Annotated in this window: 24 protein-coding genes, 8 tRNA genes and 1 other RNA gene; 6 read left to right on the top strand and 27 right to left on the bottom strand. The window is 33.3% G+C overall.

Annotated elements, in window-relative coordinates:
• Positions 1–157: 157 nt before the first annotated feature.
• The 11 genes from WBF61_RS02775 to ffs all read right to left on the bottom strand — a co-directional run bounded on the left by WBF61_RS02775 (position 158) and on the right by ffs (position 7,628).
• Complete coding sequence (locus tag WBF61_RS02775) at positions 158–364, bottom strand: hypothetical protein (RefSeq protein WP_424253699.1); 207 nt, start codon at positions 362–364, stop codon at positions 158–160.
• 94 nt (positions 365–458) lie between these two features.
• Positions 459–1,367 (bottom strand): 1,4-dihydroxy-2-naphthoate polyprenyltransferase, encoded by a 909-nt coding sequence (locus tag WBF61_RS02770; RefSeq protein WP_424253698.1) that lies wholly within the window; start codon positions 1,365–1,367, stop codon positions 459–461.
• 153 nt (positions 1,368–1,520) lie between these two features.
• A complete protein-coding gene (locus WBF61_RS02765; protein WP_424253696.1) occupies positions 1,521–1,865 on the bottom strand; it encodes a DNA replication initiation control protein YabA in 345 nt (114 codons plus the stop codon).
• Positions 1,866–1,907: 42 nt separating this feature from the next.
• Positions 1,908–2,900, bottom strand: a complete 993-nt coding sequence (holB, locus tag WBF61_RS02760; RefSeq protein ID WP_424253694.1) for a DNA polymerase III subunit delta' — start codon at positions 2,898–2,900, stop codon at positions 1,908–1,910.
• Positions 2,901–2,909: 9 nt separating this feature from the next.
• Entirely contained in the window at positions 2,910–3,239 is a 330-nt protein-coding gene (locus WBF61_RS02755) for a cyclic-di-AMP receptor (protein ID WP_424253692.1), read from the bottom strand.
• A 22-nt stretch (positions 3,240–3,261) separates the two neighbouring features.
• Positions 3,262–3,900 carry a dTMP kinase gene (gene tmk / locus WBF61_RS02750; RefSeq protein WP_424253690.1) on the bottom strand — a complete coding sequence of 213 codons (639 nt, stop codon included), beginning with the start codon at positions 3,898–3,900 and terminating at the stop codon, positions 3,262–3,264.
• Between the two features lie 261 nt (positions 3,901–4,161).
• Positions 4,162–4,395: a YaaL family protein gene (locus WBF61_RS02745; protein ID WP_424253702.1), complete on the bottom strand. Its 234-nt coding sequence runs from the start codon at positions 4,393–4,395 to the stop codon at positions 4,162–4,164.
• A gap of 31 nt (positions 4,396–4,426) precedes the next feature.
• Entirely contained in the window at positions 4,427–5,107 is a 681-nt protein-coding gene (gene recR / locus WBF61_RS02740) for a recombination mediator RecR (RefSeq protein WP_424253689.1), read from the bottom strand.
• A 33-nt stretch (positions 5,108–5,140) separates the two neighbouring features.
• Entirely contained in the window at positions 5,141–5,452 is a 312-nt protein-coding gene (locus tag WBF61_RS02735) for a YbaB/EbfC family nucleoid-associated protein (protein WP_424253687.1), read from the bottom strand.
• Between the two features lie 31 nt (positions 5,453–5,483).
• Positions 5,484–7,358 (bottom strand): DNA polymerase III subunit gamma/tau, encoded by a 1,875-nt coding sequence (gene dnaX, locus WBF61_RS02730; RefSeq protein ID WP_424253685.1) that lies wholly within the window; start codon positions 7,356–7,358, stop codon positions 5,484–5,486.
• A gap of 183 nt (positions 7,359–7,541) precedes the next feature.
• Positions 7,542–7,628, bottom strand: an RNA gene (ffs, locus tag WBF61_RS02725) — signal recognition particle sRNA small type.
• Between the two features lie 232 nt (positions 7,629–7,860).
• Here ffs and WBF61_RS02720 point away from each other — a divergent pair.
• Genes WBF61_RS02720 through WBF61_RS02705 form a run of 4 tightly spaced genes read left to right on the top strand, consistent with a single transcriptional unit; the run spans position 7,861 to position 11,055 of the window.
• Positions 7,861–8,253 carry a GntR family transcriptional regulator gene (locus tag WBF61_RS02720; protein WP_424253683.1) on the top strand — a complete coding sequence of 131 codons (393 nt, stop codon included), beginning with the start codon at positions 7,861–7,863 and terminating at the stop codon, positions 8,251–8,253.
• Positions 8,246–8,935: an ABC transporter ATP-binding protein gene (locus tag WBF61_RS02715; RefSeq protein WP_424253681.1), complete on the top strand. Its 690-nt coding sequence runs from the start codon at positions 8,246–8,248 to the stop codon at positions 8,933–8,935. The genes WBF61_RS02720 and WBF61_RS02715 overlap by 8 nt, the downstream gene beginning before the upstream one ends.
• Positions 8,932–9,765: a hypothetical protein gene (locus tag WBF61_RS02710; protein ID WP_424253680.1), complete on the top strand. Its 834-nt coding sequence runs from the start codon at positions 8,932–8,934 to the stop codon at positions 9,763–9,765. The genes WBF61_RS02715 and WBF61_RS02710 overlap by 4 nt, the downstream gene beginning before the upstream one ends.
• Before the next feature lie 15 nt (positions 9,766–9,780).
• Complete coding sequence (locus tag WBF61_RS02705) at positions 9,781–11,055, top strand: hypothetical protein (protein ID WP_424253678.1); 1,275 nt, start codon at positions 9,781–9,783, stop codon at positions 11,053–11,055.
• A 33-nt stretch (positions 11,056–11,088) separates the two neighbouring features.
• Here WBF61_RS02705 and guaC read toward each other — a convergent pair whose 3' ends face one another.
• The 4 genes from guaC to WBF61_RS02685 form a co-directional block, all read right to left on the bottom strand.
• Entirely contained in the window at positions 11,089–12,063 is a 975-nt protein-coding gene (gene guaC, locus WBF61_RS02700) for a GMP reductase (RefSeq protein ID WP_424253676.1), read from the bottom strand.
• A gap of 393 nt (positions 12,064–12,456) precedes the next feature.
• A complete protein-coding gene (locus tag WBF61_RS02695) occupies positions 12,457–14,406 on the bottom strand; it encodes an Ig-like domain-containing protein (RefSeq protein ID WP_424253674.1) in 1,950 nt (649 codons plus the stop codon).
• Positions 14,407–14,443: 37 nt separating this feature from the next.
• Complete coding sequence (locus WBF61_RS02690) at positions 14,444–15,733, bottom strand: hypothetical protein (RefSeq protein ID WP_424253672.1); 1,290 nt, start codon at positions 15,731–15,733, stop codon at positions 14,444–14,446.
• Positions 15,734–15,892: 159 nt separating this feature from the next.
• Positions 15,893–16,780, bottom strand: a complete 888-nt coding sequence (locus WBF61_RS02685) for a cation diffusion facilitator family transporter (protein WP_424253670.1) — start codon at positions 16,778–16,780, stop codon at positions 15,893–15,895.
• A 274-nt stretch (positions 16,781–17,054) separates the two neighbouring features.
• Here WBF61_RS02685 and proC point away from each other — a divergent pair, with 274 nt between their 5' ends.
• Positions 17,055–17,867, top strand: a complete 813-nt coding sequence (proC, locus tag WBF61_RS02680; RefSeq protein WP_424253668.1) for a pyrroline-5-carboxylate reductase — start codon at positions 17,055–17,057, stop codon at positions 17,865–17,867.
• 39 nt (positions 17,868–17,906) lie between these two features.
• Here proC and tadA read toward each other — a convergent pair whose 3' ends face one another.
• Positions 17,907–18,401 carry a tRNA adenosine(34) deaminase TadA gene (tadA, locus tag WBF61_RS02675; protein WP_424253666.1) on the bottom strand — a complete coding sequence of 165 codons (495 nt, stop codon included), beginning with the start codon at positions 18,399–18,401 and terminating at the stop codon, positions 17,907–17,909.
• 116 nt (positions 18,402–18,517) lie between these two features.
• Between tadA and WBF61_RS02670 the strand changes: the two genes are divergently transcribed.
• Complete coding sequence (locus WBF61_RS02670; protein ID WP_424253664.1) at positions 18,518–19,378, top strand: helix-turn-helix domain-containing protein; 861 nt, start codon at positions 18,518–18,520, stop codon at positions 19,376–19,378.
• A 79-nt stretch (positions 19,379–19,457) separates the two neighbouring features.
• Here WBF61_RS02670 and WBF61_RS02665 read toward each other — a convergent pair whose 3' ends face one another.
• The 11 genes from WBF61_RS02665 to WBF61_RS02615 form a co-directional block, all read right to left on the bottom strand.
• Positions 19,458–19,841: a hypothetical protein gene (locus tag WBF61_RS02665; RefSeq protein ID WP_424253663.1), complete on the bottom strand. Its 384-nt coding sequence runs from the start codon at positions 19,839–19,841 to the stop codon at positions 19,458–19,460.
• Between the two features lie 136 nt (positions 19,842–19,977).
• Entirely contained in the window at positions 19,978–22,476 is a 2,499-nt protein-coding gene (locus WBF61_RS02660) for an AAA family ATPase (protein WP_424253661.1), read from the bottom strand.
• Between the two features lie 16 nt (positions 22,477–22,492).
• Complete coding sequence (locus WBF61_RS02655; protein WP_424253700.1) at positions 22,493–22,963, bottom strand: CtsR family transcriptional regulator; 471 nt, start codon at positions 22,961–22,963, stop codon at positions 22,493–22,495.
• A 345-nt stretch (positions 22,964–23,308) separates the two neighbouring features.
• Positions 23,309–23,382 (bottom strand) — tRNA-Pro (locus WBF61_RS02650).
• 52 nt (positions 23,383–23,434) lie between these two features.
• Positions 23,435–23,508: transfer RNA gene (locus tag WBF61_RS02645), tRNA-Arg, on the bottom strand.
• Between the two features lie 6 nt (positions 23,509–23,514).
• A tRNA-Leu gene (locus WBF61_RS02640) sits at positions 23,515–23,603 on the bottom strand.
• A gap of 48 nt (positions 23,604–23,651) precedes the next feature.
• Positions 23,652–23,723 (bottom strand) — tRNA-Gly (locus WBF61_RS02635).
• A gap of 5 nt (positions 23,724–23,728) precedes the next feature.
• A tRNA-Thr gene (locus WBF61_RS02630) sits at positions 23,729–23,801 on the bottom strand.
• Between the two features lie 9 nt (positions 23,802–23,810).
• Positions 23,811–23,895 (bottom strand) — tRNA-Leu (locus WBF61_RS02625).
• 39 nt (positions 23,896–23,934) lie between these two features.
• A tRNA-Lys gene (locus tag WBF61_RS02620) sits at positions 23,935–24,007 on the bottom strand.
• Position 24,008: 1 nt separating this feature from the next.
• Positions 24,009–24,084: transfer RNA gene (locus WBF61_RS02615), tRNA-Val, on the bottom strand.
• Between the last annotated feature and the right edge of the window lie 54 nt (positions 24,085–24,138).

The following is a 24,138-nucleotide window of genomic DNA, read 5'->3' as shown; positions in this document are numbered from 1 at the left end:
TTTTTGTTTATTTTAAACCATTAATTTGCTACAAAAAAAACTATAAAAAAAGAAATCTTATCCACATAAAAAGTGGAAGTAAAGATTTCTTTTTTTTCTTACTTACTGGGACTTTTGTCCCAGCCTCATTTTATGTTATAACCTATTTCTTAAACCATTAAATTAACTCGCTTGCTTCTTTTAATTCAAAAGATGCTTCTGGATTATTTTTCAGAAACGTATTAGAGTCAGAATCATTCTTCAAGGTAACTTCCTCTTTTGTTTCGTCTACATGAATCATGGTAAATATAAAGCGTGTGGAATTTTTTTGTCTAGTTAAAAATTCTTGTAATTCGGTGCTAGTCATCTTATTTAATTGATGCATTATGAATTCCACCTTTCTTGAAATTAACTTCTTTGTTAATTTCAATATACCACTCAAACAACAATATTTCTAATGATATACCTAATTGATTTCTTTAGAAATTCAAAAGGATACCTAAAATAAACGTAACCATCATGAATAGTGGAATAATAGCTGAATTTTGAACAGCGTAAATAAATGTTTGTGATTTTGATTGAACCGCTAAAAATTTATTTGTATTTTTTGTTGTTAGTGGAATAGCTAATAATGTTAATAGAACCATTTTGGGATAAACTCCAATAAAAACTGAAACAATTAAAGAAATATAAGCTACTGCATAAAAAGACTTGAATAAAAACAATGCTTTGCTTTTCCCAATATAATAGGGTAACGTAAAGCGGTTGTCTTCGATATCTTCTTTTAAATCGCAAATATTATTTGCTAACATAATATTAATCACTATGTTAATTAATGGAACAGACGCCAGGAAAATTTTTCCGGTTGTTAGAACATTTACTTCTATCAATCCAAATGCATTCACAAATACCGTTACATAATAAATGGCAAATCCCATCACAATACCAGAAAAAATTTCTCCGTATGGTGTACTTGAAATTGGATGAGTACCTGAGGTATATAAAATCCCAACTAGATAACAAACTAATCCAATGTACAATAAAATGATACTTGTTTGACTAACTAAATAAATACCTAATAGTGCAGATATCAGACCAGTTATGTTATAAACTTTTTTAACTGATGCTAAGTCTAATTGATCTCGACCAACTGTCATTTCTTTAGCATGAGGAGCATTTTTTTCACTAGCAACCTTATAATCTAAATACTCATCCCGTATATTAACTGCTGCATGAAATAAAACAACCGTTACGAACAAAATAATTGATGAAATCAACTGCAATTGCTGGTAGTGGTACCAACTATACAATAGTCCGATAAGAAATGGAAAAACACTAGCAGTAGTAGAATACAGCTGAGCTAGTTTAATAATTGATTTTAAATTCATATAATAGTTCCTTCTCTTCTTTTTCATTTTTAAGTCGTTATACATTATTTCAAAAAATATAAAAAGATAATCTCGATTGACTAGATCGAAATCATCTCTATAAATAAACAGCATTCGATTTATTTGTAGTAAATTTATCTGTCTACTCTATTCCTATCTTCGTTCTCCGTAAATAACATCTAAACAAAAAGCACACGGTTCATCATTCATTCGACGTGAGCCATAAAAAACATTGCAGACATGAAACCCATCTTCATATAATTTTTCTAAATTCAAACGCGATTTACTCATCTCAGGCTCTACAATTTCTTCATTTGAAAGTTGCAGTTTTTCAAGGTCACTCAATCGATCTCTTAAATGTTGATTTTCAATTTGTAGGGTGGCATTTTCTTCTACGAGTGCCTCGACCTCTCTTCTTAAATCAGAAATTTGATGTAATGTAGCATCCGTGTCTTTTTCTAGCTTTGTAAAGCTATCGTATAAAGTTTTTTTATCCATTCCTTATCACCCGCTCTTTGCTATGATCTTTGTCCGGCTTTTTTATCCTCTTATTAACAATAATGTTAGTTGTTCAAAAACTCCCTGTGCATTTACGTTACTTTCTAATTTCTTTCGACTTTGTAAAAGAATTTCAATTGAATAAGATAATTTTTCACCGCTAAATTGTTCTGCTATGTTACCTATTTGCTCACTATGCTGAGGATAAGCTAACTGATCAACTACTTTATAATGTGTCTTTAACACATCACGATAGGCCAATAACAGTAAATCTATTGCCAGTAAGTAATGATCTCGTTCTTTAAAGTGAGGCATTACATCTGTTTGAACAAAGATAAAACTTTCTGCTTTCTTATTTACAATTTGAATGAACCATTTATACCCAATCTTTGAAGCTTCTATAAACCACTCATCTTGACTCATTAAAATAGCCGTCTCTAAACTATTCGTTAAATGAATAAGTAAGGCTGATTGCTGATTACTTAATTCTTTTTTTTCTAACTCATCTAATAACCGTTGTTTTGACAGATTCCTAAAATGAATCAATTGACAACGAGATAATATGGTCGGTAATAGTCTCTGTTTAGCTGTAGTTAGTAAAAAAGCTATTGCTTTACCATTAGGCTCCTCCAAAAACTTTAGTAAACTGTTTGCTGCTCCGGCAGTCATTTTTTCAGCATCTTCTATAATAAATACTTTTTGTTGACCTTCAACTCCACTTTTTGAAAACTCTGCTTTTAATTGTCTAACCTGTTCCACTTTAATTGATAATCCATCCGGAGCAATTTCTATTACATCTGGATGAACTTGTTTCAATACCCGAGAGCAGGATGTACATTCTTTACAAGGCAAATTATCAATTGGTTTTTGACAAAAAAGAGACGCAGCTACCCATAATGCCATATCTTTTTTCCCCGTTCCAGAAACACCTTCAAAAAGATATGCATGAGTTAGTTGATTTTTTTTCATTGTCTTTTCTAGTTGTTTGTAGATAATAGGCTGCATACTTCTTAAGTTATCCTCGATTTTTATCACGACCTGTAATTAAAATTGTTCAAAACGTTCAACGGGCATCACAAATACAGTCGCACCGCCTACTTGAACTTCTATAGGGTAAGGCATATTCGTTTCCATTGATACATCTAAACTAACGGGTGGGGTCATAAACTGCTCTCTTGATTGACACGTTTCTCGAATAATATTTAACACTTCATCTACACGTTCATCAGCAACGCCAATGATAAACGTTGTGTTCCCAGCTCTTAAAAAACCGCCAGTAGTTGATGATTTTGTTGCCCGTATTCCAGAATCAACAAATTCATTTGATAAACGGTTGCTGTCTTTATCTTGAATAATAGCTATAATTAGTTTCATCTTGGTCAACCTCTTTCGTTTTTTATAGTTGTCTGAAATACTCTAATAAAACACTGTAACACTCTTTTACTACTTCTTCTAATTCTTGATTAGCATTTATTGGAATCATTCTAAGAGGATTTTGCCCTACTAAATTTAGATAGGCTGAGCGTACGGTTTGATGAAACTCTAAATTTTCTTGGTCTAAACGATCAAACTGACGGTTCTCTTTATTTTTATTAATTCTTTCTAATCCAATGTGAGCCTCTACATCTAAATAAAGAGTTATTTGAGGAGAAAGGCCTTCTGTCGCAAATTGATTGATAGCTGCAATCTGTTCGACACCAATATCTCGTGCAACACCTTGATAAGCTAAAGAACTATCAACAAATCTATCACAAATAACTATCTTCCCGACTTCTAAAGCAGGAATAATTTTCTCTACCAGATGCTGTCTTCTAGCTGCTGCATAAAGCAAAGCCTCTGTTCGTACATCCATTTCAGTGTGTTTTGGATTTAGAATTAGTTCACGTATTTTTTCGGCAATTATGCTGCCTCCTGGCTCTCTTGTAGCTACTATTATTTGAGATAGTTCTTTTTCTAACATAGGCAACAGAGCTTTGATAACGCTTGTTTTACCTGAACCATCAGGGCCTTCGATTGTTATAAACGTTCCCTTCAATGCACAAAACCCCTTTATTTCTTACTTTTAGTCCTTAGTTATTATTATACTGCATATAAGTAGAACAGTCTAATGCCATTTACTCAGATTTTTTCAAAACCAACGTATATAAATCTATTCAACTATTGATAAAAGAACTCTCCATTTTCTAGTCCGTTCGCATCATCATTATACCTTAAAAAACCCACTTATTTATAACCCAGAAACAATCATCTGAATTATAAATAACTGGGTGTATTTTCCCTTTCTTTTGTGAACCTTTCAACTCTTTGTTGTGTCTCCCTTTATCTTACGTATTCGTGCTTCTTTAAATAAATAAAAATATTTAATTTTAGCTAGTTTTGTCTGGGCAAAAAGTAATCCATCTTTTTCAAATACGGATTGCTCAATTTTTTTTGCATGTTCCCATTCTTGCTTTGTTTGTCTCATTAGATCAAACATTTTTTTGTCATATTGATTCCGTAACTTAATTTTCTTTTTAAACAACACGAGCATTCTCCCTTTACCTATCACATGTCTGCTTCTTTTATTCTATTTCACGACGCCCTTCAACAGCTTTGAGCAATGTAATTTCATCCGCATATTCAATGTCGCTACCTACTGAGAGGCCATGAGCTAATCGTGTTACTTTTATTCCAGCGGGTCTTATTAATCTAGACAAATACATCGCTGTTGCTTCTCCCTCGGCTGTTGCATTCGTTGCAATGATTACTTCCTTTACTTCCTCAGATTGCAAACGTCTTATTAAACTTGGGATATTGATATCTTCTGGTCCAGTTCCTTCAATCGGAGATAACACACCATGTAAAACGTGGTACAATCCATGGTACTCGCGCATTTTTTCTAAAGATATAACATCTTTAGGGTCTTCTACTACTAAAATAATGCTTCTGTCACGAGACTTATCCTGACAAATAAAGCATGGATCTTCTTGTGTAATGTGCCCACAAATGGAGCAATAATTTAAATCGCGTTTAGCGCTAATTAACGCTTTTGCAAAATCTGTTACATCGTCTTCTTTCATATTGATTGTAAAAAACGCCAGACGAGCTGCTGTCTTAGCTCCAATTCCGGGAAGCTTCATATAGCTATCCATTAATTTAGTTATCGGTTCAGGATACAAATAAACTCCATTCCTCTCTATAAAAACTAATGAACTAAAAAAGTGAAAAAAACAGGATCCAACTTGGAATCCCATTTTCAACATTTTTTTGACTTCATTAGTTTATCTTTAAACTTCTTACATACCCGGGATATTTTTAGTATATTTACCCATTGTTGCTTCCGTCTCAGCTTCTACTTTAGCTAAAGCGTCATTTGAGGCTAAAACAATTAAATCTTCTAGTATCTCGATATCTTCTGGATCTACTACTTCTGGTTTAATTGAGATACTTTTCATTTTACGGTCACCTGTCATCGTTACACTAACTAAGTCCCCACTGGCTGTTCCTATAAATTCTTTTTCATTTAGAGCTTCTTGTGTCTTTACCATTTCTTTTTGCATTTTTTGCATTTGTTTCATCATACCTTGCATATTTCCCATTCCGCGCATTTTATCTCTTCCTTCCAAGTTTAAAGTCTAGTTAATCATTTTTTATTTCTACCATATTTTCTCCAAATAACATCATCGCTTCAGTAACTATCTTATCGTCTTCTTCGGTAGGGGGAACAAACTCCTCTAAACTATCCCACTGAGAAGTATCTACCGACTCTAATTCTTTTTTGACAGGTTTAAATGCCTGTTCCATCTGCCCAACAGATTCATCAGCTTTTGAAATTTGGCCTACTTCTTTTTGCTTTATTGGCATCTCATTTAAAGGATGATTTTTAAGTTGTTTGACGTATTGTCCTCTAATAATTGGCCACTGTTCACCTGGTACACAAATCATGTTAGGTCCATAACCCACAAGTTTTTCTAAAAATTGTTTAACAGCTTCCATTAATTCACTATCATTCGTTGCTTTTTGACATAGAATATCATAATCAAATGAAACAATTAATCCACTTGGACCTGCGGCAACCGGTGTTGATGCTTTTAACATTGCACGCTGAGTAACGGATAGCATATTTAATAAATCAGGCCAGACATTCTTTAATTGAACTAAGTTTTCTCTAGTAGCTTCTTTTAATACGCCATAGATAGCCGTCGTGTTTGGTTTAAACTGATTGTTATTAGATTTTCTAGTTACTTGTTTAGATTTTTTAGAAACTGTTTTCGAACTACCCTCTACCATCAAGGACTGCATTTGTTTCTTTAATTGTAGGAGTTCACTTTCTAACTCGATAATTTTTTTGTTACTAGATGACGTTGGTACTTTTTCTTGTTTTGGTACTTGTTCATTTGATGATCCTCTAGAATCCGAGTGGGTAACCGTCCCCAATTGGGTTAACCTGACCGTAGCGACTTCTAAATACACATCAGGATGATTAGTGAAACGCAATTCTGTCTGTGTTCCATTTAAAATTACAATCATTTGATAAAGCGAATCTGCCGAAATAGTTTCACTCAATGTTTTAAATGCTTCGTCAACTTTAGCCCCTTCTAGTAATTCACTCATTTGAGGCGCTTGTTGATAAACTAATAAATCACGACTAAATAGAATTAAATCTTCTACAAAGCGTGCAGCGTCTTTTCCATCCACTAATATCTCCTGTAGTAGAAAAAGGCCTTTTTTTGTATCGCGGTTAACAATTGCCTCAAAATAAGCCATCATTATTTCTTGAGTCAAGCTTCCAGTAACACTCATAACATCTTCAACTGTTACATTCTCATCTCCATAGGATATGGATTGATCCAAAATGCTTAAGGCATCACGCATCCCACCTTCTGCTGCTCGAGCAATAATAGGCAGTGCTGCTTCTTCAAACTCAATTTTTTCTTGAGTTAAAATATAGCGCATCCGATCCGAGATATCGCGTGCATTAATGCGTTTGAAATCAAATCGCTGTGTTCTAGATATAATCGTTAAAGGAATTTTATGTGGCTCTGTAGTTGCTAAAATAAAAACGACATTCTTTGGTGGTTCTTCTAATGTTTTTAACAATGCATTAAATGCTCCCGTTGAAAGCATATGAACTTCATCAATGATGTAAATTTTATAATCTGCACTAGTTGGTGCGTACTTAGCCTTGTCACGGATATCACGAATTTCTTCGACACCATTATTACTCGCCGCATCAATTTCAATCACATCATTTAATTGGCCTTTTGTGATAGCTATACACGTTTCACACTCATTACAAGGCTCACCATCTTTTAGAAAGTGGCAGTTAATAGCTTTAGCAAAAATCTTAGCTCCACTAGTTTTTCCAGTTCCACGAGGGCCTGTAAAGAGATAGGCATGACTTGTCTTTTTTTGCATCAGGGCATTTCTTAATGTTTGTGTAATGGCTTTTTGCCCGGCAATATCTTGGAATTTTTGAGGTCGCCATACGCGATAAAGTGCTTGATAACTCAATGCTTCTCTCCCCTTCTTAACCCTGTAGTTGCTACTTTTTATTATACGTTATTTGACTCAAAAATTAAACCTCGATCTTCTTCAAAAATAATTCCATTCCTGATCAATCATTGTTTGTCTTTTTCTTTATGGCAACAAAAAAAGTTTTTGATTTAAAAAAATCAAAAACTTTTTAATCTTACTATGTACGTACAGCACATGGACAAGCAAACTTAGTGCTGCTTCCTTCCGGATCTGACACGATTCGTAAGTTCTCCATTGCCATACGGCCTTGCGGCATCTCTTATTATAACGTAAAGCAAAACTAAAAGCTAGTCATTTTTATTCAATTTTATTTCACACTAAATTTTATTAGCAACTATACAATTAAAAAATATATAAAGTTACTATTGACACAGCTAGCGTACTAGCCATATAATACAGTAGAGAAGTTTGATTTCACAGTTTTTTTTAATATAGGTGTATTAGTCAATTAATACACCGAAACTTATAGGAGGTAGCTATGAACATCCAATTCGATAAACGAGATCCCATTTATTTACAAGTTATTCGATACTTTAAACAAGAAATTGCCGTTGCCCACTTAAAACCTGGTCAAGAAATACCATCGAGACGTGAACTTGCAAATCAATTAAGTATTAATCCTAATACTGCGCAAAAGGCTTATAAAGAAATGGAAACGATTGGATTAATCTATACAGAAGGCAACATGCCTAGTAAAATCACTGAAAATACTGCGCTTTTAAAAAATATTCGTACAGAATTAATTGATGAAGCTACAAATAACTTCATTACAGCAATCACTCCTATTAAAGTTCCTTTAGAGGAAATTGTTGATTTAGTCAAAAAGAAATATCTCGAAAATGAAAACGATAAGGAGGATACAAATGATTGAAGTAAAAAATATCACTAAAAACTTTGGTAAAAAAAAGATTTTGAAAGGACTATCCTTTACTGCAGAGAAAGGACAAATAACATGCTTGATTGGAATCAACGGTGCTGGTAAGACAACTGCCTTGAATGCGATTATGAATTTAACTCCTATAAACAGTGGTCAAATTTTAATCGATGGTAAAAAAATAACTAAAGATAGTTATCAGTCTATTGCGTTTATTCCAGATACAATCGCTATGCTTTCACAGATGACTATTAAACAAGCAATGGGTTTCATGAAAGATTTTTATGCAACCTGGAATCAAAAACGAGCAGATGAATTGCTAGATTTTTTCCAATTAACTGAAAAAGAAAAAATTGCCGATCTTTCAAAAGGAAACACTGCTAAAATTAATTTATTACTTGGTTTAGCTTTAGATGTTGATTACTTACTAATGGACGAGCCTTTTTCAGGAATTGATATTTTTAGTCGCGAACAAATCACTGCTGTTTTTACAAGTCATCTCATTGAAGATCGTGGAGTGCTCATTACAACTCATGAAATTAATGATATTGAACACTTAATTGATAAAGTTATTTTAATGGATGATGGTATCGTAGTAAAAGATTTTAATGCTGAAGATATGCGCGAGCAAGAAGAAAAATCTATTATTGATGTCATGCGGGAGGTTTATATAAAATGAAAAACTATTTAAATTTAGTCCATTTCGAACTTAATCGCTTTATAACTTTTTATGTCGTATTAATAGGGATAACTATCGTTTCTCAGTTAGCAGGAGTTTTTTTAGAAGCACGTAGCTATATCACCCTTGTTAATCAGACGCTATTGGAAGAATCTCTTTCTATAAAGCAATACTTCATTTCTTATTCTCCAATTACAATGATTGACGTAGTCACTAGTGGTTGGTTTGTTCTCCCTATTATTTTTAGTATTGCTACATTAATTATTTATAGTTTTCTTATTTGGTATCGAGATTGGTTTGGTAAAAATTCTTTTATATACCGTCTTTTAATGTTGCCAACAAATAGAATTAATTTACTTTTCTCTAAGTTAACTACTATTTTTTTAATGGTACTAGGATTAGTTGCTACTCAATTAATTCTGCTTCCCCTTGAATCTGCTCTTTTCCATTATTTATTACCGGATAATTTAAGATTTAATCTCTCCATCCAAACAATCATTTCTTCTTCAGAATACTTAGTTTTTTTAATTCCTGAGTCATTTCTTCAATTTTTGATTCATTATGGATTAGGTTTACTTATTCTAATTGTTTTATTTACATCTATTTTATTTGAAAGAAGTTTCCACTTTAAAGGAATACTATTTGGGATATTATTTAGTATAGGAATGTTGATTTTATTGATTTCTCCTATCCTTATTCAAGCTAAGTTAGATTACTATTATCTTTATCCCATTGAAAATTTGGCTATTGTCTTATTTATTGGAATAGCTATTGCTATTTTTTCTATATGGATTAGTCATTATTTATTAAACAAAAAAATCACAGTCTAATTAGAGGAGGTCTTCATGTTGAAGCGTTACTGGAAGTTGTACACACTTATAGTCGTTATTATTTTGATTGTTGGTATTTTTTATTTGAAACCTATTTTTTCAAATACTGACTATCCAAACTTTACTATTAAAACTATCGAAGGAAACCCCTCAGAAGTAGAAGAACTTACTTTACAGGGTTATTATTCTCCAGATAGTCGAATACAAAATGAATTCGGTATGATACATTCTGATAAGTATTTTTCTTTAATTAAAAACAAAACTTTATATGACAAGCAAACGTCTTTTCTAAGCCAGTCAACTTATATAGAAAAAACATCTCCTTTGGCTAGTTTACAAAATGAACATAAAAAATTCTTTCGCGGAAAATCATCACTAACTCAAAATTTTTTCGAAGATGATTCTTTTTTAGTTTATATTGAACTCAATCAAGAATATCTAGATAGAAATTCGGGAAAAAGATTTTTTTCTATTAGTATGTTGAATAAAAAGACAGATGAACAGCTCGCTTATAAAATTGATTTCCCTAAAACTAAAGACTATCAGTTTGTTGATATTCAAAAAATACAAATTATAAATAGCAACTTAACTGTTCTTACTAGAAATGATATTCCACAAACAGATCCAGAAGAGTATCATGAAAACTCACAAGAATACCACATTTATCAGCTAGATCTTGGCAACCAAAAAGTTACATCAGACAATCAAATTTCTTTTGAATCAAATGCATCAGCAAATGAAGTAACTTATATCGAATTGATATCAGAAACAAAAATAAATCAGACCTCTGATGATTTAATTTTTAGTTTATCTTATGAACAACCATTTGATGAAGAGAATGAAATGGTCCCACTGGATTCTAATTCTAGAGTACCTAGTTATGAACTGTATCATTATAAAATTAGTACAAAAGAAACAAAAAAAATTCTTCTTCCTAAAGAATACAATAAAGTAGACTCAACTATTGTTTTAGATAGAAGTAAAATTTATTCTTATCACTACACTGGTAATAGGATTAATTTATACACAACTAATTTGATGAATCTAGATGAATCATCAAAAAAAGTAATTACTTTACCTGTCTCTAATGATGCCATAGAATGGCAAAACATTAAAAACAATAAACTTTATTTAGTCTCTAAAACTAAGCATTCTCCATTAAAAAAACAACTTTTAATTTATCACTTAACTGAAGAAGAAATGATTTACGAAGGTTCATTTGAACCAACTTCTGACATTCTCCAGAATAATAAAAATAGTGTAACAATTGATTACGGTTTAATAGATTAAAAAAAGAAGCCAAAGGCTTCTTTTTTTATCTATTTAACGATCTCCGTTAAAGATAGAATTTTTCACAACGACGTAGTTTACTTTACGAAGTGCTTCAATATCCTTGCCACCTGCATAAGAGATAGAAGATTGTAAGTCTTGTTGCATTTCTAATAAGGTATTTGAGATATCTCCCTTTGGTGAAACCATAATCTTTTTACCTTCAACGTTTTTATGCTCACCTTTTTGAAATTCAGAAGCACTACCATAATATTCTTTGTACATTTTCCCATCTATTTCAAGCGCTTCTCCTGGAGACTGATCATGCCCTGAAAAGACAGAACCTACCATTACCATTGTAGCCCCAAAACGAATAGATTTGGCAATGTCTCCATTGTGTCGTATCCCGCCATCAGCAATTATCGGTTTACGAGCTGCTGTTGAACACCAGCGAAGTGCAGCTAACTGCCAACCACCTGTTCCAAAACCTGTTTTTAATTTAGTGATACAAACTTTACCTGGACCGATACCTACTTTTGTAGCATCTGCTCCTGCATTCTCTAGCTCACGAACAGCTTCTGGAGTACCTACATTTCCAGCAATTAAAAATGTATTGGGTAAGTATTTTTTTATATGATGAATCATATTAATCACTAACTCAGAGTGACCATGCGCAATATCAATTGTAATGTATTCAGGTATGATTCCCTGATCGGCTAATTCCTTGATAAAATCATATTCTGCTTCTTTTACTCCAACACTGATAGAAGCGAATAATCCTCTCTCATGCATGTCGATAACAAACGGACGACGCTTCTCTTCTTCAAAACGGTGCATGACATAAAAATAATCATTCTCTGCAAACCAAATCGCTAGTTCTTCATCGATTACTGTCTGCATATTCGCTGCAACTACAGGCAATTTAAAAGTACGCTCGCCTAATTTCACGCTTGTATCACATTCTGTTCTGCTTTTAACAATGCTTTTATTGGGAATCAATTGGATGTCTTCATAATCAAAAACTTTCATTAGTTTGAAAACCTCTTTCTATTCTTTTTATCTATTTTTAAATTATTTCCGCTTTGTCGCCTCTATAAACGAACATTATATTCTATATGATTCTAAATAGTTCGCCCATTAACCAATTTACCTCATTTTTTTTTATTTGTCAAAGCCTATTCACTTTTTTCGTTATTTTTTAATAAAATTTAATGTGATATTACTAGTTTCTCTTTAAAATACGAATAATGTATTTCTAAAAGCACTAATAGATGCACTTTTCATTAAACTCCTAGTGATATACCTTATAAACGATTATTAATTACTTATAAAATAATAAAAAAGCATCACTACCTTCAGTTGAATTCAACTAAAGATAATGAAGCCCTCTTACATAAGTGTCACTATTTCCATTCATAACGATTAAACTCTTGTAAAACCAGCTAACTTTTCTTCATCTAAACCAACCAAACTACCTAAGTCAGCACCAATAGACATTCCAATTGTCCATTGGTATGAATCTGAAATCTGACCATAATAGAGATAAACACCCTGTTCACCGATAGCCATACTTGCACGATAAACACCGGCAGAATCATAACTTTCGCCATCATCACTATAAGTTAAAATAAAGGTTTCTTCAGTAAAGTTAATCCCATCAGTAGATGTACTGTACCTTATTGATCCTCGTATACCCGCATTTGTATCATTATCATTGTTCAACAAGTAATACGTATCATTAAATTTTTGAACATTTGGATGCCACGTGTGAACATTTTTTCCAGCAGTATTAATCTTAATAACTTCACTCCAATTTTTACCATCTAAACTTTCAGCATAATGAACTTCCCAATTGCGATTAAACCACATTTTATATTTACCATCTTCATAGACAATAGAAGGGGAAGTCAGTTGCATATAATTACTTGAAGTTGCAGAAATCATTACTTCAGGCATTGTCCAATTTAGTGCATCTGTTGTTCTGATACGGAATAATGTTTCTTTATAGCTAGCATTTTCAACTTGGCGATACCAAAGTTCCAACTCGTTTGTTTCACTATTATAAACCATATGCGTATCTGAGTTATATGCATTCTCAATTTCAATTGGTACTAACGGATTGAATATATTCTCAGGAATAATCCAATTTATTCCATCATGACTAGCTACAATACTAGGATTTTCTTTTTGATCATCGCCATACGGGTAGGGCGTAAATCCCATCCAATATTTATATCCGTTCCAATTATTTTCGAACTGAATAACAGAAGGATGAGTTGCTTGATTCGTCCGTCCTATCCAATCGGTTCCATCATCATAAACTGTCGGAATAGGCAAAAATATTTGAGAATTTGGACCTTTCTCGGCTAGAACTCCTACAATGAATTTTTTGGATGCTACTTGTCCTGTATCAACCTCTACCATAATAGTAACTTTACCATTTCTAATTGTTGTAATTACCCCTGTAGCAGAATCAACTGTTGCAATATCTGGGTTCTGAGACCACCAGTATTCCCATTTCGGTTTTATAGCATTACCTGGACTATAAATAACATCTAAACGGCCTATTGTTTCTCCAACCTCTAAGTTAGTTCTAGAAGAATCAATGGTTATCGATTCTATTGGAGTTTCTACTGGCGTTGATGAACCATCACTAACCGTTAATGATACTCCGGCTTCTTGCCCTGTATCAACTTCAACCATAATCATAGCTGTACCTGCTCTATGGGTTGTGATTATGCCCGTACCTGCATTTACTGTCGCAATTTCTGGATTGGATGACCACCAATATTCCCATTTTGGTTTTACTGCATTTCCGGGGTTGTACGTAACTTCTAAGCGTCCTATTGTTTCGCCTACTATCACATTTTTTGGTGGTGGGGTGACTACAATTGTTTCTACTTGTATGTCTTCTATTAATTCTTGTGGTGTTTCTTGTAGTGTTTTTTGTGGTAATTCTTGTGGTGTTTCTTGTGGTAATTCTTGTGGTGTTTCTTGTGGTGTTTCTTGTGGCTTTTCTTGTGGTATTTCTTGTGGTGTTTTTTGTGGTGTTTCTTGTGGCTTTTCTTGTGGTATTTCTTGTGGTGTTTTTTGTGGCTTTTCTTGTGGTATTTCTTGCGGTATTTCTTGCGGTATTTCTTGTGGTATTTCCAAAGTTGTATTATCTTGAACGAATTCTGTGATGTTAGACTCTTTTAGTTTACTGGATTTCAATTCTTGACGTTCATCTTCATCTAATAATTTAATACCTCCGTTATTTTCTTCTTGCACTATCTTTATCGATTCATTACTTTCTTCAGCTAAAACTTCAGATACATCTAGACTAACTAGCATAATACCAACTAATGGAAAAACCCAACTCTTATTTTTCACTATTCTATTCCCTTCTTTCTATTTAATAAATCACTATTTAAAACTCCTGACACCTCTCTTCATTACTAATAAAATCACTATTTATTTTTTGATACCTATTTAATTTAGCTTTGTCCATTCCTCTCATTTTATTTAAATTTAATCCGGTTGAAAGTCCAATTGTCCATTGATAATTAATAGAAACTTGACCATAATACAAGAAAAAACCTTGTGGTCCGGATGCCATACTTGCCCTATAGACTCCTGTCGAATCATAGCTTAAACCATTTCCGGTTGAACTTAATATTATTTTTTCTTTAGTAAAGTAGATACCATCATCAGAAAGACTATAGTATATTTTCCCACCAGCACCTGTATTTGTATCGTTATCATTGTTTAATAAATAATAAGTGTTTCCGATCTTACAAACATGTGGATGCCATGAGTGAATCGGTTTTTTTCCAGAAAATACCGGAACTGGATTACTCCATTCTTTGCCATCGTAGCTTTCCAAATAATAGATATACCAATCACGCATAATCCACATTCTATATTTTTTTTCTTCATAGATAACAGAAGGAGAAACATATTGTAATAAGTTATTAGAATCATCTACCAATTTTTCTGGAGAAGTCCACTGAATGGTATCTTTTGATCTTACTCTATACAATATTTCATTTCTTTTCCTGTTACTCACATAACGATACCACAATTCTAACTCATCTTTATCTTTGTTGTATACTAGGTGACTATCAGAAAGGTAACTATCAAAAAGATAACTAGGAATGACCCTATTAGAAATAATTGGGTTAACTACTTTTGGTGGCACAACCCAATTAACGCCATCATTACTAGACACTAAACTCGGATTTTCTTTTTTATCATTCCCGTAAGGATAGGGAGTATACGTCATCCAATATTTATAGCCATTCCATTCTGTATCAAACTGAATAACAGATGGATGTGTCGCTTGGTTTTTTCTGCCAATCCAATTTGTACCATCGTCATAAGGAGTAGGAATTTTTAAAAATATATCTGAATTTGTTTCAGGAAAGTTATGGTTGAGTTTTACATGTTTTTGAAGGGGACGTTTAGAAGATTTTTTTATTAATTTTAATAAACCCGTTATCAATGATGATATAAACGGTATCGTCTGTTTACTTATTCTAAAAAGGGAAAAGCTATTAGAATTATATATACGTGGAGTATCAGGAGAAAAAATCGTTATTCTATCTGGAATTAATCGAATAAAAGTTGGTGCTTTATTAGAACGATAAATTATCGTTATGAACACACTAATGGCTAGAAGTATACCGAAAAATAAGTAAGCTGTTGATTTATTAACCATTTCCAACCCCCGTTCCTTATTAAATGAATAAGAACTATTAGTTAACATATTGGGTTCGCTTTCAATTATTACTATTATGCTTGTTTCTCTCTATATTATCAACTAACTACTAACAACAAATACGATTAGATTAATTCTTTCTTCATAATAAAGACACAATTAACTATTCGTATCGTTATTTTGAGCAGGTTCAACGTGAACATCAATGTCAATTATCCCATAAGATTCTTTTAAGGTTCTCTCGACATTCTCTGTAATTTGGTGCCCTTGTAGAACTGTCAGCGTAGCATCAACCAAGATTGTCACATCTACATAAATATTTGCACCATATTTTCTTGCTTTAATGTCTTCAACTGAAACAACATTTGGTAGATTTAAAACACTTGATTTATACCTATCCAGATCTTCTGTATTAAAGCCATCAGTCAGAGAAAATGCACTATCTCGAAAAATTTCTACACCTGTCTTAATAATAATAAAGGATACGATAATAGCCATGGTACCATCCATCCAAACATATCCTAGCGTTGATCCAATAATAGCAATCGTTGTCCCTAAACTAGTTAGAGCATCACTAAAATTATCTTTGGCTACAGCTTTTAAACCATCACTATTAATCTTTTTAGCAAGTGTTAAATTATAAAAATAAACTCCTAACATTATAATAGCGCCTAAAAAACCAACTAATCCTGTTATCTTATCGGGTGAGATGCTCTCACCTTCAATTAAACGATTAAAGCTAGAATAAAAAACTTGAATTCCTATAAATAGCATAACAAAAGATGTAACCAAACTAGCTATTGTTTCTGCTTTCCAATGACCATATGGATGGTTATCATCAGCTGGTCTTCGAGCTAACTTTAAACCAACTAAAACAGCTATTGAAGAAAAAACATCCGTTAAATTATTTAACCCGTCTGCTCTTAAAGCTACGGATTGATAGGTAACACCAACACCTATTTTAATTAAAGAAAGAAAGATATACGCTACGATACTTATAATTGCTCCTTTTTCAGCTCTTTTTAGTTCGTCATAACGATTTTGCATCTTAGATCACCTCTCTTTAATCTACTTAACTTATCTCTTTAACTTATAACTCTGTTTGGTTCTAAAAATAAGTTAATTTTTAATCTAAGTATGTAGCTTTCCTATTTTTGAAATATGACTTGTATTTTACCATTTTAATTGTTTGCATACAACAACACGTTAGATGTTGTTGTATGATATAGATGAGGAAGTAAACTTAGAGTTCTAAACAAGATAGTCTTTTTATGTTAAAATAATAACAGTTTAGTATATTTTTAGGAATGGAGTGTTATCTATGAAAGTTGGATTTATTGGAATAGGAAATATGGCTAGTGCTATTATAAAAGGAATTATTAAAAAAAATTATATGTCTAGCGAAGATATCTATCTCTATAGTCGAACAAAAAAAACATTAGATGTATTCGCTGCTGAAACAAAAACAACTATCTGCTCTTCAAGTGAAGAATTAATCTCTAAAGTAGACGTTGTTGTTTTAGCTGTTAAACCTAATGTACTTAAAGAACTATTGCCTGCTTTAAGTGATGTTATTAAAAAATATCAGCCGACATTAGTCTCAATCGCCGCAGGAACATCTCTACAAAAATTAACTAATTTAATTGGCGAAAATTCTACTAATGCTATCATTAGAGTTATGCCAAACTTAAATTCAATTATCGGTGAAGGTATGACTGCAGTTTGTGGAAATGACTTTACCTCGCCCGATAAAATCCAATATGTGCTTGGTATGTTTGATGCCATAGGAGAAGTTATCGAGTTAGAAGAAAAAGACTTTAGTACATTTATAGCCATCGCCGGTAGCTCACCAGCGTATACGTTTCTTTTTATTGATTCCCTAGCTCGTGGAGCTGTAAAGAATGGTATGCCAAAAGAATTAGCTACAAAAATTGCTGCTCAAGCTGTTTTAGGTAGTGCGAAATTAGTCCTTCAAAGCGATCAATCTCCATGGAATTTAATAGATCAGGTTTCATCTCCTGGCGGGACAACTGTTGCAGGGATTGTCGCTTTAGAAGACGAAAAATTTATCTCAACAATAATTAAAGGTGTAGATGCTACTATTGCAAAAGATCAAGAGTTAATGGCTGACTAAATGAATTCCAAAAATATTTATTATCTTGTTAGATTGCATCTAATTTTTTTGTTTAGCTTTTTCTTCTTTTTTCCTTCTGCGTAGTTCTTTAAAGAAGCTTGTTAGTAATTCACTACATTCAAATTCAAGAATACCTTTTTCACTATCGACTTGATGGTTAAAACGGCTATCTGTTAATAAATTCATTAACGTACCGGCAGTACCACCTTTAGGGTCGGGTGCTCCATAATAAAGTTCTTTGACACGTGATAAAATCATTGCTCCACTACACATTGGACAAGGTTCCAACGTTACAAATACCTGAGCATCTTCTAAACGCCAATTTTCTAAAGTTTTGTTTGCTTGTTTAATGGCTATCATCTCAGCGTGTGCTGTTGCATCATGAGTTTCTTCACGACCATTATGACCGCGACCAATAATTTGGCCGTTCAAGACAACTACAGCACCAATCGGTACTTCTAATTTTTTCCCAGCCTTTTTGGCTTCTTTAATCGCTTCACCCATAAAGTGTTCTTTTTCTTCTAATGTCAGCATACGTCCAACCTTTCTTAATTTATTACCATTATCATATCATAACTCTTCAATAAACTTGATTAAAAATAATAGACTCAATAAAAGTAATGATTATTTATTTGAAATGAGGTGTTTTTTTGAACTTTAACGAAATCAAAGTAATTTATCCTGATGCTCAACTAACAAGTTTGCCTTTAGAAAACTCTCATTACATTTCTTTTGCTTATGAGAACCAATGGATTCAATTTAAGTTAAAGCATAAAACTAAATCTGAAATCGAATTGCTGAAGCTTATATTTACTTCTAATAAAAGCAACGTTCCTTCAATTGCTTCTAAGTGGCAACACTTTCTATTTAATGGAACTGAATTGCCTTCTGTAGTTTTGACTAATGAATTTCGCATCATTCAATTTACTATTTTAAAAAAAGACTCCTATTTCGAAACTAAAACTTGGCTAAGGGCATTTAAAAGTATGTTTAGTAACACTGAAGAAGTTTTTTTCATCAATGAATTCTCCGGTTTACTCATACAAAAAAAATCTGATGAAAGACTAACGCTTGATGAAATTTCTGGTATCATCCAAACCCTTGACGATGACTTTTCAATTAAAACGATTTTCTATATTGGTCAGTTTTGGCCCATTAATAAACAATTTAAAATAGTATTCAAAGAAGAACAATTTATTTTTGAAAAACAAAAAAATAAAGGAAAAAACTTGCTTTCTCTATCTAACGTCGCTTTGCAGCATTATACATCTGAAGCTTTAGAAAAAAGCGTCCTTATGCATACCTTGAAAAAAAATTATTCTAATCAACCGGAGCTAAAAGAACTAATTCTAGCTATGTGGCATAGTCAAGGAAATATTAGTTTGGCCGCTAAGTCACTATACGTTCACCGAAATACTTTACAATATAGAATAGATCGCTTTTATGATACAAGTGGTTTATCTTTACGTAATATGAACGATTTATTACTTTGCTACTTAATTATCTTTTGACCATTTAATGGTACTATCTCTTATAAAAGAAAAAAAGCTTTTTACTTATCATTCAATAAGTAAAAAGCTTTTTTTCTTGTTAACCTTTAACTTTATCTTTAACTTCATCTACAAAATGTTCTGCTTTTCCAGCTGCTTTTTCTTTTTTATCTATAAACATGTCCTTAAATTCATTCGTTGCATCTTTTAAATGACTTGTATAAGTTCCAACTTGCCCTTTTAAATCACTAACTTTATCGACAACCTTTAAAAGATTTATAACTTCTTCATCCGATAACCTTTCAACAACATCTAAAGCTTTCTCATTGCCTTTTAGCTTATCTTTAACAAAATTTTTAGCTTTTTGACGATTAATATAGGATTCTATTTTAGCCATAGATTTATCAGATGCGGATAAAATAACGGCTCCTATCGCTACTGTAGCACCTAAACCGATTAGTAAGTTACGTGTACTTCTATTCATAAAAATTCACATCTCCTTTTATACTATCTATAGCTCAATCATAGCAGAAAAAAAATTGAAATACGAACAAAAACACCTGACATCATTCGATGATATCAGGTGTTTCCATTACTTAAACTATCTTATAACCTTTTCTTTAGGATTTTACTGAAGTAGATGGAGTAGCGTTTTCGAGTCTTTTAGTCGTATCTTTCACTATCACCCTAATTGTTCCTTTTGAGGCTCCGATAGTAACATGATCGCCAACTTTAATTGAACCGCTTAATAGCTCTTCGCTTAAACGATCTTCAATTTCTTTTTGAATCGCACGGCGCAAAGGTCTAGCTCCATACTCTGGATCAAATCCCGCTTTGGAAATAACATCTATAGCTGCTTGGGTTAATTTGACATGAATATCCATCTCTTCTAAACGCACAACAATCATTTTTGTTAATAGTTTAACGATTTTATTCAATTCTGTTTTTTCAAGTGCATGGAACACAATAATTTCATCCAAACGATTAATAAACTCTGGTCTAAATGTTGTTTTAAGTTCTTCTTTAATTCTTTTTTCCATCATATTATGATCTTTTTTCTTATCTTTTGTACTAAATCCAACTAGTTTTTCATCTCTCAATGATGTTGCTCCAAGATTTGACGTCATAATCATAACAGTATTTTTAAAATCTACCTTACGACCTTTTGAATCTGTTAAATGACCATCGTCTAACACTTGCAACAGTATATTAAATACATCTGGATGTGCTTTCTCAACCTCATCAAACAAAATGACAGAGTAAGGTTTTTGTCGTACTTTCTCCGTTAATTGTCCGCCTTCATCATAACCAACATAACCTGGAGGAGAACCAATTAAACGACTTGTACTATATTTTTCCATAAACTCAGACATATCTATTCTAATTAAAGCTTCTTCGCTACCAAACATTGCATCAGCCAACGTTTTAGCTAGTTCAGTTTTCCCAACCCCTGTTGGGCCCAAGAACATAAATGAACCAATAGGTCTGTTGGGATCTTTCAGCCCACTTCTAGACCTTCTAATAGCTCTAGCAACTGCACTAACTGCTTCTTCTTGCCCAATTACACGATTATGCAATACTTTTTCTAATTTCAATAAACGATCTGATTCTTTCTGGTCCATTTGTTTTACTGGAATCCCAGTCCATAAAGAAACAACCTCTGCAATATCTACCTCTTCTACCTTCAAACTTACTGCATTTGGAGAGGGATGTTTAATTTTTTCTAATATTCCTTCAATTTCTGTTCGCTGTTTCATTTCATTTATTCTTATTTTAGCTGCTTTCTCAAAATCTTGTAATTGAATAGCTATTTCTTTTTCTTCAATTAAAAGTTCTAACTGTTTGAGTGCAGCAACCATTGGTGAAGGTTTACTAGAAGAATCTAAGCGTACCTTTGAAGCTGACTCATCTATTAAATCAATTGCTTTATCTGGAAGTTGCCTTGAAGTTATATAACGAGAAGATAATTGAACAGCTGAATGAATTGCTTCATCCGTAATTTCTACCCCATGATGATTTTCATAACGTGAACGTAAGCCCAATAGGATATCTTCCGTTTCTTTAAGTGACGGTTGTTCGACACGAATCGGTGAAAAGCGTCTTTCTAAAGCTGCGTCTTTTTCAATATATTTTTGATATTCGTCTAGAGTCGTAGCACCTATAGTCTGTAACTCTCCTCGAGCTAGAGCAGGCTTCAATATATTAGAAGCGTCTATCGCTCCTTCAGCACCACCCGCACCTATTAATGTGTGTAGTTCATCAATAAATAAGATTACGTTACCGTCTTGATAAATTTCATCAATAATTTTTTTCATGCGCTCTTCAAATTCTCCGCGATATTTTGTCCCTGCAACTAATGATCCCATATCAAGCATCATCAATCTCTTACCAATTAACGTATGAGGAACTTCTCTGTCTGCAATTTTTTGTGCTAATCCTTCTGCTATAGCAGTTTTACCTACTCCAGCTTCACCTATCAAAACTGGATTGTTTTTGGTACGACGACTCAAAATTTGGATAACTCTTTTTATTTCTGTATGACGACCTACAATTGGATCAATCTTTTTTGCTCTAGCACTGGCTGTTAAGTCTCTTGCTAATGCATCTAGTGTAGGTGTCCCTGAAGTTTGTTTGATAGCTGATTTAGAACGTCTAGCTTTACCATTATTTACATCGGTAATACCAATTTTTTTCAATAAAATTTGACGTATTTTATTTAAGTTAATATCTAAGTTTGCTAATATTTTAGAAGACAATACATCCTCTTCGCGTAATAGACCAAGCAATAAATGTTCTGTACCTACTAAAGAAGCACCCATCCTTCTAGCTTCATCTGTCGCCAAAGTAATTGCTTGCTTTGCTCTTGGCGAATAAGGAAGAACAACATCTTTAGAACCATATTTCATCGTCCCATAACCAGTAAAATGTTCTGCTTCTTCTCTTATCTCTTTTTCAGTTATAGAAAATTCACGCAGGGTTTTTCCTGCAATACCTTCTTGCTCAACTACAAGGGCTAATAAAATATGCTCTGTCCCTATAGAACGATGACGAAATTGTTTAGCTTCCTCTTGAGCTAACATTAAGACAGCTTTTGCTTTTTCTGAGAATAATTCATCCATAATATTACCTCCGTTTTTATACTTGTTCGTATCTTAAATTATTCAAAAAAGCAGTTAATATTCTTGCACGTAGTTCATTTTCTTTTTTACAATCCTCTAAAGATAAAACCGATTTCTCCATAGCTGAAAGCATCAAGCTTGCTTCTCGTTTAGCTATCATACTATCTTGATAAAGTGTTTCAACAATAGAACAAGCATTTCTTTGTGATATCCCACTACCTATAACATCAATCATCATTTCTAGCATCTCTGATGCATCTAGTAATTTAACTTTAATTATTCTTATATATCCGCCACCGCCACGCTTGCTTTCAACTAAATATCCTTGTTGAATAGTAAAGCGCGTGTTGATAACATAATTTATTTGAGAAGGAACACAATTGAATCGGTCTGCCATTTCACTACGCCTAATTTCGACTTGCTCATCCCCGCCAAGTACCTTTTTTAAATAAGCTTCAATGATATCCGACATATTCTGATTATTCATGTGTGACTTGTTACTAAAACAATGATGTTGTATGGTATACATAATACCTATTTTCACCATACATTGCAACGGTGTCCTTTCAGTAACGCTCCTTTTCTTTTCGTCTCAACACCAGACTTTATAATGATTCTTCTGTAAAAAATAACTAACTAAATTTTTTTTGACTAATACTGACTTTAATTATACGAGAAAAAATTGTATTTGAAAAGTAACTCTCCTCATAATTGTTCATAAATAATATGTTTCTTTTATTTATGAGATAATAATTCTTGAAGAACCCAAATAATCACTATTTAATTTTTTAGATAACAAAAAAAACCACTTATATTAAGTGGTCTTTCATTATCGGGAAGACAGGATTCGAACCTGCGACCCCTTGGTCCCAAACCAAGTGCTCTACCAAGCTGAGCTACTTCCCGTACGTTGAGTTATTCTGGAATTTCCATTTCGATTTAATTATGTAAAATGGAATGCACCCAAGAGGAGTCGAACCTCTAACCGCCTGATTCGTAGTCAGGTACTCTATCCAATTGAGCTATGGGTGCAATAAATGGTGCCGAGGGCCGGAATCGAACCGGCACGGTGATCACTCACCGCAGGATTTTAAGTCCTGTGCGTCTACCTGTTCCGCCACCCCGGCAATATGAACAAGTTATGATTATTATATCACTTACTAGTTGAACTAGTAAGCGGAAGACGGGGTTCGAACCCGCGACCTCCACCTTGGCAAGGTGGCGTTCTACCACTGAACTACTTCCGCACTGATGCCGGCTAAAGGAGTTGAACCCTCGACCCTCTGATTACAAATCAGATGCTCTACCAACTGAGCTAAGCCGGCTTGAAAATATGGTGCGGGTGAAGGGACTTGAACCCCCACGTCTTTCGACGCTAGATCCTAAATCTAGTGCGTCTGCCAATTCCGCCACACCCGCTAAAATATGGCTGTAACTAGTCATTTGAATGAATAGTTATGAGTCATGCAGGATTCGAACCTGCGACCCTCTGATTAAAAGTCAGATGCTCTACCAACTGAGCTAATGACTCATGGTGGAGGTTGACGGGATCGAACCGCCGACCCTCTGCTTGTAAGGCAGATGCTCTCCCAGCTGAGCTAAACCTCCGAAGAATATTGCTACTGCTCTTTTTTAACCAGTAACGTCGTTACTGATGACCCG

Source organism: Carnobacterium sp. (assembly GCF_049673005.1).
Taxonomy (GTDB): domain Bacteria; phylum Bacillota; class Bacilli; order Lactobacillales; family Carnobacteriaceae; genus Carnobacterium_A.
The sequence above is the reverse complement of the archived record's forward strand: the minus strand, read 5'-3'. Positions and strand labels throughout refer to the sequence as shown.

Excerpts from the sequence above, each read along its gene's own strand:
- recR (WP_424253689.1), bottom strand. The coding sequence starts at position 5,107 with ATGTTGAAAATGGGATTCCAAGTTGGATCCTGTTTTTTTCACTTTTTT.
- WBF61_RS02735 (WP_424253687.1), bottom strand. The coding sequence starts at position 5,452 with ATGCGCGGAATGGGAAATATGCAAGGTATGATGAAACAAATGCAAAAA.
- WBF61_RS02685 (WP_424253670.1), bottom strand. The coding sequence starts at position 16,780 with ATGCAAAATCGTTATGACGAACTAAAAAGAGCTGAAAAAGGAGCAATT.
- WBF61_RS02705 (WP_424253678.1), top strand. The coding sequence starts at position 9,781 with ATGTTGAAGCGTTACTGGAAGTTGTACACACTTATAGTCGTTATTATT.
- WBF61_RS02755 (WP_424253692.1), bottom strand. The coding sequence starts at position 3,239 with ATGAAACTAATTATAGCTATTATTCAAGATAAAGACAGCAACCGTTTA.
- WBF61_RS02770 (WP_424253698.1), bottom strand. The coding sequence starts at position 1,367 with ATGAATTTAAAATCAATTATTAAACTAGCTCAGCTGTATTCTACTACT.
- tadA (WP_424253666.1), bottom strand. The coding sequence starts at position 18,401 with ATGCTGACATTAGAAGAAAAAGAACACTTTATGGGTGAAGCGATTAAA.
- WBF61_RS02765 (WP_424253696.1), bottom strand. The coding sequence starts at position 1,865 with ATGGATAAAAAAACTTTATACGATAGCTTTACAAAGCTAGAAAAAGAC.
- WBF61_RS02720 (WP_424253683.1), top strand. The coding sequence starts at position 7,861 with ATGAACATCCAATTCGATAAACGAGATCCCATTTATTTACAAGTTATT.
- WBF61_RS02715 (WP_424253681.1), top strand. The coding sequence starts at position 8,246 with ATGATTGAAGTAAAAAATATCACTAAAAACTTTGGTAAAAAAAAGATT.
- WBF61_RS02745 (WP_424253702.1), bottom strand. The coding sequence starts at position 4,395 with ATGCTCGTGTTGTTTAAAAAGAAAATTAAGTTACGGAATCAATATGAC.
- proC (WP_424253668.1), top strand. The coding sequence starts at position 17,055 with ATGAAAGTTGGATTTATTGGAATAGGAAATATGGCTAGTGCTATTATA.
- WBF61_RS02710 (WP_424253680.1), top strand. The coding sequence starts at position 8,932 with ATGAAAAACTATTTAAATTTAGTCCATTTCGAACTTAATCGCTTTATA.
- WBF61_RS02655 (WP_424253700.1), bottom strand. The coding sequence starts at position 22,963 with ATGAATAATCAGAATATGTCGGATATCATTGAAGCTTATTTAAAAAAG.
- WBF61_RS02690 (WP_424253672.1), bottom strand. The coding sequence starts at position 15,733 with ATGGTTAATAAATCAACAGCTTACTTATTTTTCGGTATACTTCTAGCC.
- WBF61_RS02660 (WP_424253661.1), bottom strand. The coding sequence starts at position 22,476 with ATGGATGAATTATTCTCAGAAAAAGCAAAAGCTGTCTTAATGTTAGCT.
- WBF61_RS02775 (WP_424253699.1), bottom strand. The coding sequence starts at position 364 with ATGCATCAATTAAATAAGATGACTAGCACCGAATTACAAGAATTTTTA.
- WBF61_RS02665 (WP_424253663.1), bottom strand. The coding sequence starts at position 19,841 with ATGAATAGAAGTACACGTAACTTACTAATCGGTTTAGGTGCTACAGTA.
- guaC (WP_424253676.1), bottom strand. The coding sequence starts at position 12,063 with ATGAAAGTTTTTGATTATGAAGACATCCAATTGATTCCCAATAAAAGC.